12 protein-coding genes are annotated in these 14,160 nt (G+C 47.4%); 9 read left to right on the forward strand and 3 right to left on the reverse strand.

What is annotated here, in order from left to right; translation table 11 throughout:
- Positions 1-1,493 (forward strand): mucoidy inhibitor MuiA family protein (locus V6C93_RS03820; RefSeq protein ID WP_333475322.1); only part of this gene is annotated, 1,493 nt, incomplete at its 5' end.
- Here the strand turns inward: V6C93_RS03820 and V6C93_RS03825 are convergent.
- Together V6C93_RS03825 and V6C93_RS03830 are read right to left on the reverse strand one after the other, a co-directional pair.
- Positions 1,468-1,833: a hypothetical protein gene (locus V6C93_RS03825; protein WP_333475323.1), complete on the reverse strand. Its 366-nt coding sequence runs from the start codon at positions 1,831-1,833 to the stop codon at positions 1,468-1,470. The two genes, V6C93_RS03820 and V6C93_RS03825, sit on opposite strands and share 26 nt — an antisense overlap.
- The gene (locus V6C93_RS03830; RefSeq protein ID WP_333475324.1) at positions 1,778-2,326 is read right to left on the reverse strand and encodes an oxygenase MpaB family protein; all 549 of its coding nucleotides are present in this window, start codon (positions 2,324-2,326) and stop codon (positions 1,778-1,780) included. Before V6C93_RS03830 ends, V6C93_RS03825 begins: the two co-directional genes overlap by 56 nt.
- A gap of 82 nt (positions 2,327-2,408) precedes the next feature.
- Here V6C93_RS03830 and V6C93_RS03835 point away from each other — a divergent pair, with 82 nt between their 5' ends.
- A complete protein-coding gene (locus V6C93_RS03835; protein ID WP_333475325.1) occupies positions 2,409-3,467 on the forward strand; it encodes an isochorismatase in 1,059 nt (352 codons plus the stop codon).
- Positions 3,468-3,844: 377 nt separating this feature from the next.
- Here the strand turns inward: V6C93_RS03835 and V6C93_RS03840 are convergent, their stop codons facing one another.
- Positions 3,845-5,035 carry a cob(I)yrinic acid a,c-diamide adenosyltransferase gene (locus V6C93_RS03840; protein ID WP_333475326.1) on the reverse strand — a complete coding sequence of 397 codons (1,191 nt, stop codon included), beginning with the start codon at positions 5,033-5,035 and terminating at the stop codon, positions 3,845-3,847.
- Between the two features lie 383 nt (positions 5,036-5,418).
- On the opposite strand from V6C93_RS03840, the gene V6C93_RS03845 reads away from it, so the two are divergent.
- The 7 genes from V6C93_RS03845 to V6C93_RS03875 all read left to right on the forward strand — a co-directional run bounded on the left by V6C93_RS03845 (position 5,419) and on the right by V6C93_RS03875 (position 13,919).
- Positions 5,419-6,666, forward strand: coding sequence for a transposase (locus V6C93_RS03845; protein WP_333475327.1), 1,248 nt, complete (start codon positions 5,419-5,421; stop codon positions 6,664-6,666).
- Positions 6,621-7,295 (forward strand): filament integrity protein FraC, encoded by a 675-nt coding sequence (gene fraC, locus V6C93_RS03850; protein WP_333475328.1) that lies wholly within the window; start codon positions 6,621-6,623, stop codon positions 7,293-7,295. The genes V6C93_RS03845 and fraC overlap by 46 nt, the downstream gene beginning before the upstream one ends.
- Before the next feature lie 5 nt (positions 7,296-7,300).
- Complete coding sequence (locus V6C93_RS03855) at positions 7,301-8,362, forward strand: DUF5357 family protein (RefSeq protein WP_333475329.1); 1,062 nt, start codon at positions 7,301-7,303, stop codon at positions 8,360-8,362.
- Between the two features lie 42 nt (positions 8,363-8,404).
- Positions 8,405-9,178 (forward strand): ABC transporter permease, encoded by a 774-nt coding sequence (locus V6C93_RS03860; RefSeq protein ID WP_333475330.1) that lies wholly within the window; start codon positions 8,405-8,407, stop codon positions 9,176-9,178.
- A 227-nt stretch (positions 9,179-9,405) separates the two neighbouring features.
- Positions 9,406-10,233 (forward strand): ATP-dependent sacrificial sulfur transferase LarE, encoded by an 828-nt coding sequence (larE, locus tag V6C93_RS03865; RefSeq protein ID WP_333475331.1) that lies wholly within the window; start codon positions 9,406-9,408, stop codon positions 10,231-10,233.
- Positions 10,234-10,462: 229 nt separating this feature from the next.
- The gene (locus tag V6C93_RS03870; RefSeq protein ID WP_333475332.1) at positions 10,463-11,074 is read left to right on the forward strand and encodes a hypothetical protein; all 612 of its coding nucleotides are present in this window, start codon (positions 10,463-10,465) and stop codon (positions 11,072-11,074) included.
- A 217-nt stretch (positions 11,075-11,291) separates the two neighbouring features.
- Positions 11,292-13,919 carry a hypothetical protein gene (locus tag V6C93_RS03875; RefSeq protein ID WP_333475333.1) on the forward strand — a complete coding sequence of 876 codons (2,628 nt, stop codon included), beginning with the start codon at positions 11,292-11,294 and terminating at the stop codon, positions 13,917-13,919.
- Positions 13,920-14,160 lie beyond the last annotated feature (241 nt).

The following is a 14,160-nucleotide window of genomic DNA, read 5'->3' on the forward strand; positions in this document are numbered from 1 at the left end:
AACTACCAGTAACTCTCTTAAGTGAGTCGGTACGGGTAAGGAGCAGGGGTGGGGTAGGAGTGCGATTGTTGGGGGTCCGAACTGAACGCAATTGTGCGACTGAGGAGGTGGCACAGAAAGTTGTTCAAATCAATCGAGAAATCGGGCAAATTGAGGAGCAAAAACGTCAGGTTCAAGATGGGCTGACACTGCTCAATCTGCAACGCAACTTCGTAAAAAGTTTGAGTAATCAGTACTTGGAGCGCTTGACGAAGTTCCAAGACCCCGAACAGATGAATCTCAATCAAATCCGGGAGTTAATGGATTTTGTCGGACAGCAGTACAATGAGTTCTCAACTGCGATCGCTCAACAGGAAAAAGAACAACGACAGTTGGACTCTAGGTTGCAAACTCTCCGCCAGCAAATTCAGCAGCTGTCAGGCTCCCAGCCTCAGGAAAGCTTTAGCATCATTATCACACTTGAACCTTCGGCAGCGGGTGAATTTGAGCTAGAGATGTCCTACATCGTCTATAAAGCAAGCTGGGCACCTCTCTATGACATGCGCTTGTGTCCAAGCAGCGAAAACCTAAATATCAGTTACCTGGCAGAAGTCAAGCAAAACAGTGGTGAGGATTGGCAGGGTGTAGCCCTAACCCTTTCCACGGCAAAGCCAGGAATCAGCACCCAGCCAGCCAAGCTGACCCCCTGGTATATTGATGCGCAACAGCCCAATCAGTTCAGGACGCCGACCTTATCAGAACCCGTTAACCTACCATCCCGTACTCTGGCGGCAACCATGCCGTTTGCAGGTACAACACCTTCAGCGGAAGCCATGATCAACACACCGTTTGAGTATGGTTTTACTCAAACGGTAACCCCAGAAGTTTCTAAACTAGGAGGTAATGTTACCTATCGGGTGAGCAGGACTAGCTATATTCCCAGTGATGGCATTGCTCATAAAACTACGATTTGCAACGAAGATTACCCTTGCCGCGCTGAGTACATTGTGTTGCCTCGTGTCGCGAGTTTGGCTTATCTTCAAGCAACGATTACAAATCCCCTCAGTGGAGTCACGCTACTAGCGGGCAAAGCCAATCTCTTTCTGGATAACACCTTTGTTGGGGCAACACAGCTTGATAACATTGTTCCCGGTCAGGAATTTAAGCTCAACTTAGGCAGTGATGAAGGGATCGTCATTCAACGAGAATTGGTAGAACGTCAAGTAGACCAGAAGCCAATCGGCAACCAACGGCGTAGTACCTATGCCTATCGGGTAGCGATTACTAACTTCCGGGAGTGTGAAGCTAAGCTGAAATTAACAGAGCAGTTGCCTGTCAGTCGTCACGAACAAGTTAAAGTACGTCTGACGCTCTCCAATCCGGAGATTGAGGTCGGTGAGATGGGTATGCTGGAATGGTCGCTCACTTTACCAGCTTTGTCTGGGCAAGAGCTGTACTATCAGTTTGCGTTCGAGCATCCGCCCGAACTCACCCTAGTTGGTTTGGATATCTAGCAGAGCCTAACTTCGAGATTTCGTAGCCACTAGGATAGCTCTGCACGGGTGAGTCTGTGAAGAAGTCCGGCTGTTTCCTCTGTGGAAAGAAACGCAAGACTTTACGTCGTAACCTAAGGCTCATGGCAAGGCCAGAACGTAGCATTTTTGGTGCTGGAGGCAACCCACAAGCTTCTATAATTGCATCATCCAGCAGTGCGTAGATAGCAGGCTCGATCGCAGGTTGCAGGATACGGGGAAACCAACTCAGGAAAAGGTCACGGGTGGCTTCTCCAATCCGGCGATTACTGTCTGAATAACGGAAGTGCTGTCGCTCGTAGTTGATGATTGTAGCGTTCAAAGTCCTCATAGGTTTCTGGGATGTCTTGGATGTGCATCCGTTGACCCACTTCGCGCCATAAGTAAAAAGACGCCAGACGTTCTTGCTCACACATGAGACGCCAACCAAAACGAGAATTCCAGCGGATAGGCTCGTAGATAAATGTTGAAAGTACGTACAGAAAATCCTCATTACAAATGTTGAAACGCCTATGAATGGCATTCATGCGCTCAATGGCTTGGAGGCCGCGCTCACTGTTATATCCCCATTTGCTGATTTCGGCGGTAAGCAATCCTGTGTCGTCGTAGCGTTTTTGGGGACGATGTTTAAATTCACCCGTTTTATCCAGCAGTGCTGAGATGGTGGGAACACAAAATGTCCGCATAAGAGCCATTTCTAGCGAGCGCGTCATCTCCCAAGGAAATTCATAGCCACTCATCAAATGGTAAATCTGACAATGGTCTAGCACCGGGTCTAGCTGCTGAATCCGATGCAAAATATCATAACGACCCATGATTGATTTCTTTGTAAACGGATTAACTACACTATGAGACAAATGCCAGTTTTAAGCCAGGAATCCCACAAGGAGTTATATCATGAGTACCCAAACAACCCCGCAACTACCGCTTCCCAGCTCCTTCGATGCGGCTAAAGTCGGGGAAGTCTGGCGAGTCCCGTATCAGCAGAGAGCCGTTGAAGCTAGGGAGTGGGCGGAAAAGCACAACATTCAGCCTGCGGCTGAAGATAAAACTCGCATTTGCCTGTTATTAATCGACGTTCAAAACACCTTTTGCATTCCCGATTTTGAATTGTTTGTCGGTGGAAAGTCGGGGATGGGCGCTGTAGAAGACAATGTACGGCTGTGTGAATTTATTTACCACAATCTGGGGGTCATAAGTGCGATCGCACCGACGATGGACACTCACACGGCGATGCAAATCTTCCACCCTATATTTTGGATTAACGCGGGTGGAGAACACCCTACACCCGCTGCCACTCTGATTACCCCGGAAGATATCCATCAGGGTACATGGAAAGTCAACCCAGCTGTTGCCGATAGCCTCACCAACGGAGACTACTCAAAACTCGAAAAACACGCCCTACACTACGTCAATCAGCTAAGTAATGCAGGAAAGTACCCATTAACAGTATGGCCTTATCATTCGATGTTAGGAGGGATTGGTCATGCTTTGGTGTCAGCCGTTGAGGAAGCGCTGTTCTTCCACTGCATCGCCCGAAATAGCCAAACGCGATTTGAAATTAAAGGCAACAATCCTTTAACTGAAAACTATTCTATTCTGCGCCCTGAAGTGCTAGACGATGTCAGCGGAAGACCTATTTCCGAGAAGAATACAAGCTTAATACAGTATTTACTGGAGTTTGACGCTGTGATTATTGCAGGGCAGGCGAAGAGTCACTGTGTTGCTTGGACAATTGCCGATTTATTAACAGAAATCCAGCTGCTAGATGCAAGTCTTGCTAAAAAAGTTTACCTACTAGAAGATTGCACTTCACCTGTTGTAGTTCCAGGGGTAGTGGACTACAGCGAACAAGCGGATGAAGTGTTCGAGCGATTTGCCGCAGCAGGGATGAACTTGGTTAAATCGACCCAGCCGTTGGAAAGCTGGGCAGAGTTTCCTGGAATTATCAAGTAATGCTACGCTGTACACTTTTTTATAGGATGAATCATATAACCTGAGTTCGTAAGTCAGCACTGAAGTGTTGGAGGCGATCGCATCGCTTACGATAAACTTTGAAGTCGAATGGCACTGATTTAATATGAAATAGTTTTAATTTGCTACAAATGAATCCGGGATGCTCAGGAAGTAGGCAACGTCATTTGTAGCGTGCATTTAGCGATTTCAAAGAACTCTCCTACCTCACCAACCAACCCTTGTGCAGGGGGTCTCTAGGTAGGTACTCCGTCCCCCAGTGGGGGGTTTGGGGGAACCCCCCCAATCTGGGTTTTTCCAAGACACGATCACTTTTCGCTTAAGTCAGTGCCATTTCTTTTAAGTCAGTGACATTCCTCTTAAAAATCGACTCCTCGCTTCAAATCCACGCCCTTTTCACAGTAGTGCTTATGACAAATCATCTCGGAGTGAACACTCGCTAGGTCAAAGTATCCGGGTTGATTCAAACAGCGACCTGTAATAATCACTTCCGTATCGCGGGGTTTGCGTAACAGAGCATCGACAATTGGCTCCACTTGTAACAGTTCTAGATCAACTGTAGGGTTGAGTTCGTCCATAATAATGGTCTTGTACAAACCTGAAGCTAAAGCAGCTCTCGCAATTTCCCAGCCTCGCTCCGCTTCCACATAGTCTGCAATCTGCTGCTGTCCTCGCCAAACGATCGCATCTCGCCCACAGCGGTGATGATCGACTAAATCGGGATAACATTGCTTCAAGGCTGCGATCGCCGCATCTTCTGTATAACCTGATCCCCCCTTCAGCCACTGCATAATCAGCACCCGGTGGGACTTATCAGTACTAATTCCTCGACCAATGGCTTGCAACGCCTTACCCAAGGCATTTGTCGATTTTCCCTTACCCGCACCGGTATAGATTTCGATGCCCTCAATTCCTTGTTCTCTCGACACTGGATGGTCATGAGGGACAGACTCTGTGTGCAAATCGGCAAGATCAAGCAGGGCTTGGGGTGTTCCCCGACCTGTAACAATAATTTCTAGGTTTTCAGGCTTATTTTTCAGACTCTTAATCACCTCGTCTATGGGAAGTAAGCCTAAATCTAGGACAGGGTTCAGCTCATCTAAGACGACAACCGAATAAAGATTGGATGCGATCGCACCCTTGGCAACATCCCAACCGCGTTGTGCCTCCACCGCATCAAAGCGCGTAACTTCATCTCTAGAAAAAAAAGAGGCGCGTCCCGTGCGCACTTGGTCAATCAAGTGAGGAAAACCCCGCTGCAAGGCTTCAATCGCCGCATCCTCATCGTAATTCCGTCCCGGCCCTTTGAGAAACCTCAGCAACAAAACGCGGCTTGGCGACACTCCCGGACTTGCGTTTGCGCCCGTATAGTTTCCAAGAGTACACAACTCACTCTCAACCGAATTAATCCCCAGCCCAATTGAGCGCAGAACGACGCCCAAAGCCGCTTGAGACTTCCCCTTTCCCTTGCCATCGTAAACGTGAATCTGACCTGTGATGCGCTCAGAACGCTCAACCGCCGTGCGAATACCAATACCAGTTCTGGACATTCCGATCCTTGAAACCAACCCCAAATCACAAGTTTACCAATAAGGGGGGTTGGGTCGATTCACCTTTGGTTTAGATGTTGCACCTGGCTTTTGAGGAAAAATATAGAGAAAGAAAAGGATAACGCTGAATGGTACTAAGATAACTACAATCAGGCTTAGAGCCAAATCCTCGCCTGAACTTTGTACTATTGGTAATCAAGCCCTTAACTCTTCCGTGCAGGAAGTACCCTTACGTAGGGTAGCGGAGTGAGGGGACGGCGCTTAAAGCTACGAAATAATTCGTCGCACGCCGCCTCATGAAAGCGCGATCAATCCTGTGGGTTGTATGGCAAAATCCTGGTAAAATTATCATTATTCAGTGTTAAAAAAGGAGGTGATTAAAGTTGGTAACGAGGCGAGTAACATTTCGCTTATATCCTAAGCCTACTTCCTTGAAAAAATTACATTGGGCAAGGAGGATGCACAAAGAGCTTTACAATGCAGCTATAAATAATCGTAGAACTCAATATGAGCGATTTGGTCACTCAGTTTCGTACTACGATCAACAGAACTCTTTGCCAGCATTCAAGGAAGTTTGGACAGAGTATAAACAGTTAGGGTCACAGACATTACAAGCCACTCTCAAACGGGTTGATCTAGCTTATCAATCGTTCTTCAAAGGGCTAAGAGGGAAGCCTAAATTCAAGTCAATCAGGCATTATTCAGGATGGAGCTATCCAGCTAGTTCCGGTTGGAAAGTTAACACAACTGGCGATAACGGTTACTTGGAGCTAAAAGACCTCAAAATCAGCATCCGGATGAGGGGGAAAGCCCGAACGTGGGGTAGACCTACAACTTGTACCATCGTCTATCGCAATGGTAAATGGTATGCGTCAATAACTGTTGAATGCACTCCAGTTAGAAAAACTGGTGAGGGTGCGGTAGGAATTGATTTTGGCACCTATCATGCCGCCGCATTGAGTGATGGTACAACAATAGAAAATCCTAGATTTCAAGCAAATCAGCTCCAGAAAATCAAGAAAGCTTCTCAGCAAAAACGACGCAAGAGAGCGCCTAACTTCAGAAAGAAGATTAAAGCATCTAAACGTTGGAAGAAAGCTTCTAAGAAAGTTTCACAGATTCAGCGCCAAGTAGCCAATCAAAGACAGGATTGGATTCACAAAGTTGCGAGCGTGTTAGTAAGCGGTAATAGCCTGATAGCAACTGAAGAGCTGAACCTGAAAGGGATGACCCGCAAAGCCAAAAAAGGGAGCAAGAGGAAGGCTCAAAAAACGGGACTAAACCGTTCAATGCTAGATGTAGGAATTGGTGAACTAACCAGAGCAATTGAGTATAAACTACAAGAGGCTGGTGGTTTTTTAGTCAAAGTTCCTACAAAAACTGTCAAGCCTTCTCAAACTTGCCCTAACTGCGGTCATCAACGGAAAAAAGACCTATCTGAACGCGTGCATCATTGTTCAGAGTGCGGCGTCACCTATGACAGGGATGTAGCCGCAGCTCTTGTTATGCTGTCATGGGCGCTGGGAATCAGCGTCCTCAAACGCGGAGAGGCAATCCCTACTTCTATCCCCCGTCATACGGGAGGATGGAAGCAAATTTCCTCGCTGAAGCGTCAGAAACCCCGGACGTAGCTCAAGCGGAGTCCGAGGGTAGTTCATCGTCCACCGCAACTGGTAAGGAGCAGACCGTTATGACAGAGGCCGTTTTGCCACTACAGACTTACTTGTTTCAGTTCTTATTCCTGCTGGTCGCGATCGCGCTAGAGTCCAGAGTCTTGTATCGCAGAATGAACATTAGCCGCAGGACTAGTGTAGAGTATGCTACTTTCATAAATTTACTAGCCGCAAGTGTCGGTTGGCTGGTCTTTTTTATGATTCAGGACTTTATACCCCTGGATTTCAAAGATCAGCTCATTAGTTATATTTTCTTTGATCGCCTTCTCGGTTCCCGTCCAGAACAATTAACATTAGTGATTGCGGCAACTGGGGTTGTGATCTTTTTCTGTGCCTTCTTGATTAAGCTCACAGGACTCGATGTACTAGAAGCCTTTCTCCAAGAGAGACGTGAAGGAGACCAATCTCCAGTTAGACGGTCTTGGCCAACCTTGACACATCGGCTGGACGAGGCTGTTGCCCCTCCTAAACCCAACCATGCCACAACTATACTGCTAGCAAACGCTTACAGCTATAGCGCCATCTCGCTACTTTTATTTCTCCGATTCCTGCAAATCCACAATCCAATCAATACTCTTAACTTCTAAATAACGTGAAATTTCTCCTCGGTTTGTACACTTGGCTGCGAAAAGAAGTTCGTCTTCCCAGTGCCTTTTCCTGGGAAACCCTAATCGTACTCAGCCTGTTTTCCTACTATATGACAATCCTCGCCACTGGCTGGGTGCGAAACTTTGTCGTTAATTTTGGCTGGATTTTTTTAATTTTGGGCGTATTTTGGGGGACAACGGCGTCCAACCAGCTGAGAATCGGTTACAAGACCCCAGCACAACCCGGCTTTCCGTTGAGCCCTTGGATTACCGGGGCACTCGTGAGTATATACATTTTTGGTTTCGTGGCTGAGGGGGAGAGCCGTCAACTCTCACGCAACATGCTGATTTACTGGCCGATTATCTCAGCCATTATTGCCCTTATCCCAGATTATGTGGGAGTGGGGTTAAAGGTGAAAGTGCCGCCCCCGGAAAAGCGGAAAAATCAATTTCTTCTAGTTACCTCCCAGATCCTGCTCAGTTGCTGGTTCCAGTTTCACTTCCTGATTCAGGACTATACAGCGCAATATCCTAGTTTGTTGGTTGATGACTTCCGCAAGAGTGCTTTCGTGGTGAAATGGGAAGCCCCCCTGTCCGCTGCAACCCCTAGAGGGGCTGCAATTTTAGATGGCATGGGAATCCAGTTAAGAGACTCATTGGATTCCAAACGCTGGTCAGATGTTGAGCGGTTACTCTTACCCAAAGAGTTAAACAAGCTGATTAGCACCAATGAAAAGCAAGTTAAAAAACGACTTCCACCCACCTTGGAAGATGATTTGTGGCAGGTATCTGTAGCAGGAGGAAAGGCTTCAGCTAGGGGTTCTGGGGGGTATAACCTACCCTTACAGGCGATTTGGCAAGGACCTAGAGCCAAGACGGAAACCTATTCTGTGACAAAGACTTGCCAAATTCTCCCAGTTGACCGACTAGCCAACGCGGCAACTAAACCCCTCAACACCCCGCAAGACACTCCAAGCACATCCTTTAGTCGTTTCGAGTGTCAAGAGGTTAAAGGTTGGGGCTTAGATCGACTAAAAAAACGACTGGATAGCTTTACCCGAACATAAGCGATTGAACCTAGAAGACATGTTGAGAAAGGTAGGTAGCGAGTGAGATTTGGACGAATTTGGGCGATTGCCTCCAATGGGTTTCGGGAAGTCATTCGCGATCGCATCTTTTATCTAATTGGTTTGTTTACTTTGCTGTTGCTTCTGGCATTGCGGCTTTTGCCGGAAGTAGCAGCAACGACCCAAGACAAAATTTTTCTAGATTTAGGTCTGGGAGCGATAGAGTTATTGGGCGTTATCGTTGCGGTATTTGTCGGTACCGGTTTAATTAACAAGGAAATTGAAAAACGCACGGTCTTAGTCTTAATTCCCAAACCCGTGACCCGTGCCGAATTCATTATTGGTAAGCACTTGGGGCTATCCGGTGTTCTAGCCATCTTGACGGTAGCGACGACTCTAATCTATCTCATTCTGCTGAGTTTCAGTAAAATCGAATACCCTTTAGTCAGTATTCTGGTTTCAACGCTTTATCTATTTTTAAAGCTATCTTTACTCACAGCGGTAGCGCTGGTGTTTGGCGTGTTTACCAGCTCACTGTTAGCCACGCTGCTCACCTTCGGGGTTTATTTGATGGGAAACTTGAGCCGCGATATCGTAACAGTTGGGAACTTAAGCCGCAACTCTAGCCTTGAGAGTCTGACTCAAAATCTTTACCTTTTCTTACCCGATTTATCTCGTCTCAATTTAAAGAATGAGGCTATTTACGGGATACTCCCATCGCCGCCAACATTATTAGGGAATGGGGCGTATGGTCTGTTCTACACGGTACTACTTTTAGCGATCGCTATCCTCATTTTCTCTCGACGCGAGTTTTGATAGCCAAAGTTAGGCAACTCCCCAATTATCTTTGCCGAGATAGAATGAAATAAGCCACCTTCATTCTATCTAAAATTTTTCTTAAAAAGAAGCGGAACAAAACAAATTATCATTCCAGCTCTTAGACCCTAACTCCTAGATAAACCCCCAAAACCCCAGCGTACCTCTGCGTAAACCTCAGCGTACTTTGCGTTAAAAACAGCAAATAAGTAACTTACTAATAAAGAATGTTAGAGCAAAAACTAGAGCTACTAAAAGCCATATTTTCGGAAATGGATCGGGCATTGATTGCCTATTCCGGAGGCGTTGATAGTACCTTAGTCGCCAAGATGGCCTACGATATCTTAGGCGATCGCGCTTTGGCTGTTACCGCTCAGTCTCCTTCCCTGTTGCCAGAAGAACTAGAAGACGCCCGCATCCAAGCGGCTGCGATCGGCATCCCTCATGAGGTGATTGAAACTCATGAGATGAACAATCCCCATTACACCTCGAACCCTGTTAACCGCTGCTATTTTTGTAAAAGCGAACTTCACGACACCCTCAAACCCCTAGCACTTGAGCGAGGCTATGCCTATGTGGTAGATGGTGTCAATGCCGATGATTTGAGAGACTATCGACCAGGCATTCAGGCGGCAAAGGAAAGAGGAGTGCGATCGCCTTTAGCTGAAGTAGGCGTCACCAAAGCCGAAGTGCGCCAACTCTCAAAGCAACTAGGGCTTCCTTGGTGGGATAAACCCGCCCAACCCTGCCTGAGCTCCCGCTTCCCCTATGGCGAAGAAATTACCGTCACCAAGCTGCAACGGGTAGGACGTGGCGAGATTTATCTGCGTCGGTTAGGCTTTTCCAATTTGCGCGTTCGTTCCGAAGGCGATACCGCCCGGATTGAGTTACCGTCTGAGAAAATCAAGGACTTTGTCTTAACGACAGATTTACCCACTCTGGTAGCCGCTTTTCAGGAATTCGGCTTTGTCTACGTCACCCTAGATTTGGAAGGATATCGCAGTGGCAAGCTAAATCAGGTTTTGAATCCGCAAGCCTTGAGCCTTAAAGCTTAAAGCACTGAGTGAAGATAACTAAGGGTGCGGCATTGTCGTGCCCTTATTTTTTTGCTGATCGAGAAGGATTTCTCCTCTCTTGAAACCGAAAAACTCCCCCTAAGGTAGGTTGACTGAGCAAGAATACCTGGGAAAATCTTGACAATTTGTCGTTGAACGTCAAGTTTGATCACTTGTCCGTTTGCGGCTTACCAGTGCCAAAGGCTTAAGAATCAGGAGTGAACAAACCATGCGATTAGCGCTTCGAGCACTAATTACCAGTGCAGCACTGTGGGCAGTATTGCCCGCTCAAGCCCAGCCCTCTGGGAACCAAATTACTGCAATGGTCGATGCTCTGCGGATGGCTGCACCAAAGACTGACACCGCACGCGATGGACTTTACAGCGCCTGGAAAGTCAAACCGGGCATCATAGCCAGCTGGTCTAAACAATGTGTTGGACGCGAACTAACAGCCACGCAATTTGGAGACAGTCCAGAGACGGCACGAGAGGTCGTCTCCTGCATCATGCGACGCGAACTCAACAAGCAGTTCAGTGCCACTAATAACAATGAGACAGCTTCTGTGCGCCAGGTTGCCTGTTGGTGGCTGACTGGTAAGTACACAGGTTGCAACAGCGGTTCCCAAGCTGCCTATGTCGAAAGAGTTGTCGGCTTCTACCAGAAGCAAGGCCTCAATCAATCCACGCCGACTCCAACACCATCTCCATCCCCGACTCCAACACCATCTCCATCCCCGGCTCCAACACCATCTCCATCGCCGACTCCAACACCATCCCCATCTCCGACTCCAACACCATCCCCATCGCCGACTCCAACACCATCCCCATCTTCCTCAAGATAGTCGGCAGCAGAGGGAAAATAGCTTACTAAAAGCAAATTAATGGGTAGGGGCACGATCATGTCGTGCCTTTGCTTTTAATTTTTGTATTTATTTCGGAAATCATTGCTTTGAACTTGGAGAAGTCAATATTCTCAAAAGCTCCTGTCAGAGTGAATAAGGATAAGCATAAATACATAGTTAAAAGCCCCAACAGATATACAAAAGGAAGAGGTCATCGATGGGCGAAGATGTGAATCAAGGAAAGCCAAAAATTGCGGTTATTGCTGTTCACGGTGTTGCGGATCAATCAGCGCATGATTCCGCACGAGCGATCGCAAATCTTCTCTTAAATCACAACCGAAGTGAGAATCAAGTTCAATATACTCCCTTCGACGAAAGCACCCTGAGGATAGGGGTTCGTCCAGTGATGCTGGCACAAGAGCAGCCTGAGCTTGAACCATCCCCTAAACACAATCCACTTCCAGCAGAACATACCCACAACAATTCCCACAAGCTTGGTTCTGAGCCAAATCATAAAGAGAGTTCTCCCCAAATAGAAGACACTCTGGAGCAGAATGCTCATGACTTCATGCGCAAGCAACTGCACCAATACAAGGGTGATGGAGTGCGATCGACTTACGAGACTGTACGACTAGAGAGTTCACGGCTCGGACAAGGCAATGAGCCTCGACCGGATGTACATATCTACGAAATGTATTGGGCCGATCTTTCTCGACTCGGTACTGGCTTTGTCCGTCTTCTGGGAGAATTCTATCAACTCTTATTTCACTTGAGCAGTCTCGGCGTTCATGCTGTAGAGTCGGCTCGAATTGAGTATCAAAATCCTTCCTGGAACTGGTACTGCAAGTTGCAAGCAGGAGCAGGGGCAATGCTGTCTGTGTTTATTCCTATTGCAAACCTGTACCTGCTGCTTACAGCACCTATCACACTTCCAGGTAATATTCCTGCTCCATACCTACCCATCATTGCTTGGTGTTCTGTAGCGATTATTAGCGCAGCCTTAACTGCTTATTGTCTATTTTGGCCTAAGCCAAAGACACCGTTTTGGTTGTGGGCAATACCACCTGTTTTGTTAGCTCTAGGCGTCATAGGACTCGGTTACTCTCTTCTGAAAGGAAGTTTTAACCCGTGGATGCCGTTAGGTTATTACCGATTTCTGGCGTTTGAATGGTGTGCTTTATCAGCAGGGATTATATGGCTTCTGATGAGCCAGTACGCACGCCGTAGCCCCAGTGCAGATAAAGTGGCGCTCTTTATCGGTATATTTCTGGCAGGAATGATCACAAAACTTCTGCTATCGGCTCAAGATTCCCATCAAGGAATTACCGATGCAGCGTTCAAAATGGTTGAAGTTGTCTACATAGGTTTGGTCTCTTGCTGGGCTATGTTTTTCGTCTTACAAATTGCAGCAGCGCTATTAGGCTGCATTGCGGTATGGCAGAGCACAGCGAAGCAGCCTAACCTTAAAAATCCAGCGGATAAACAGAATGAGGGATGCCGGGAACGTGCAAAACGTGCGGCTTGGACGGCACGTCTTACACTTGCAGTTCCCTCGGCTTTGTTTATCGTTGTGACTTTAACCCTCGTGGGTGCTCTTGATCGCGTAGGTTCTCGCTTATTGCCCAAAGAGAACTTCTACACTCCCCGGTTCCTGTTCGCTGATCAGAGTCAAGTTCTCTTTTCTGGGCCTGATTTTATTCATCAGCTAATTATTGCCGCTGCCTCACCAGCCTTTGTCGTGGTACTTGGCGGCATCTTACTAACAGTTGTCATAGCAGTTTGGTCGCTTTTTCCCGTGGCTTGGGCAGAAGTCCGTTCTCCCAAATCCGAGGATACAGTATCTGAGCAGTTTGGAGAGTGGCTGACGAATGGGTTCAATTTAATGCATGGGTGGGGCAACTGCTTCGTTGTCTGCATGGCAATTGTATTTCCACTCGGATATCTGTACTACCTCCTTAACCCCCAGATAGCGTCTTACTCTTGGGTAACTGAAGAAATTTTAGGGATATTTGCGACTTTCTTAGTTGCTTCCACAACGAGCTTACTTGCTCTTCGAGGTCGGTTGGATAAGCTAATGCTGGGGTTCCGGAGTGTACTTGATATTATCCTCGATGTTGATAATTACATGCGTGTACACCCGCTAGATGACAACCCAAGTGCCCGCATCTATTCTCGTTATGTTTCTCTGCTACGCTACCTGTGTAACTGGAAAGATCCACAAGATAGTCAAGGATATGACGCCTTAGTAATTGTGGCTCATAGCCAGGGAACTGTAATCACCGCCGACCTCTTGCGCTTTCTCAAACGTGAAGCTGATCCAGCACTGGATCGGTTAGTGAAAGGCGAACTCCCCATCTACTTCTTCACGATGGGTTGCCCACTACGTCAGCTTTACGGTGTAAGTTTCCCTCATCTTTACAACTGGGCGCGTCACTATGACACCAGCGACTGGAAACCCGGTAACCCCCAATATATCCGTAGCCAGCAAAAGCCAGAGCCGACAAAGCTGCTAGGAGTAACTCGTTGGATAAACACCTTCCGCAGCGGAGACTACATTGGACGATACTTATGGCGTTCTGATTGCTGCCAATACCAGTGGTTTAGACCTGCTGCTCCGGATAATCAAGATAATCAAGATATGACATGGAGTAGCGATCGCGATCGTCCTGTCCATGTCTCGGAAGATAAGGAGCATACACGACGGGAGTTTTGTTTGGGTGCTGGTGCCCATACCCATTATTGGGATGGTACATCCGATGAGGTGGCAGCGGAGATCGACATCTTAATTCGCGAAGCTTGTTCTGAACGCGCAACGAGCCAACCTATACTGCCATCATTGCATTAAACTTCTTGTAACTCTGTTATGGGTCGTGGTTGATCTCTGTCATCAGATTGCAACCAGTCATAATGAGTTGAGTCTGTTTTAAGGGGCGGTTATGCCAGACCCAGAGACTCAAACTGGACTCAGCGACCCGTCATTTGCTCTAACTTTTCGGGAGATCAAGCGCCTTGCACTGTAATCAAAGACTTGTGTGTACACCGTAGGCTATGGTTCGGGGCTGATCTCTGCCATTCGATCGCAACCT

It is taken from the genome of Allocoleopsis sp., assembly GCF_036703385.1.
In the GTDB taxonomy this organism is placed as follows: domain Bacteria; phylum Cyanobacteriota; class Cyanobacteriia; order Cyanobacteriales; family Coleofasciculaceae; genus Allocoleopsis.

Excerpts from the sequence above, each read along its gene's own strand:
- V6C93_RS03830 (WP_333475324.1), bottom strand. The coding sequence starts at position 2,326 with ATGGGTCGTTATGATATTTTGCATCGGATTCAGCAGCTAGACCCGGTG.
- V6C93_RS03835 (WP_333475325.1), top strand. The coding sequence starts at position 2,409 with ATGAGTACCCAAACAACCCCGCAACTACCGCTTCCCAGCTCCTTCGAT.
- V6C93_RS03840 (WP_333475326.1), bottom strand. The coding sequence starts at position 5,035 with ATGTCCAGAACTGGTATTGGTATTCGCACGGCGGTTGAGCGTTCTGAG.
- fraC (WP_333475328.1), top strand. The coding sequence starts at position 6,621 with ATGGAAGCAAATTTCCTCGCTGAAGCGTCAGAAACCCCGGACGTAGCT.
- larE (WP_333475331.1), top strand. The coding sequence starts at position 9,406 with ATGTTAGAGCAAAAACTAGAGCTACTAAAAGCCATATTTTCGGAAATG.
- V6C93_RS03870 (WP_333475332.1), top strand. The coding sequence starts at position 10,463 with ATGCGATTAGCGCTTCGAGCACTAATTACCAGTGCAGCACTGTGGGCA.
- V6C93_RS03875 (WP_333475333.1), top strand. The coding sequence starts at position 11,292 with ATGGGCGAAGATGTGAATCAAGGAAAGCCAAAAATTGCGGTTATTGCT.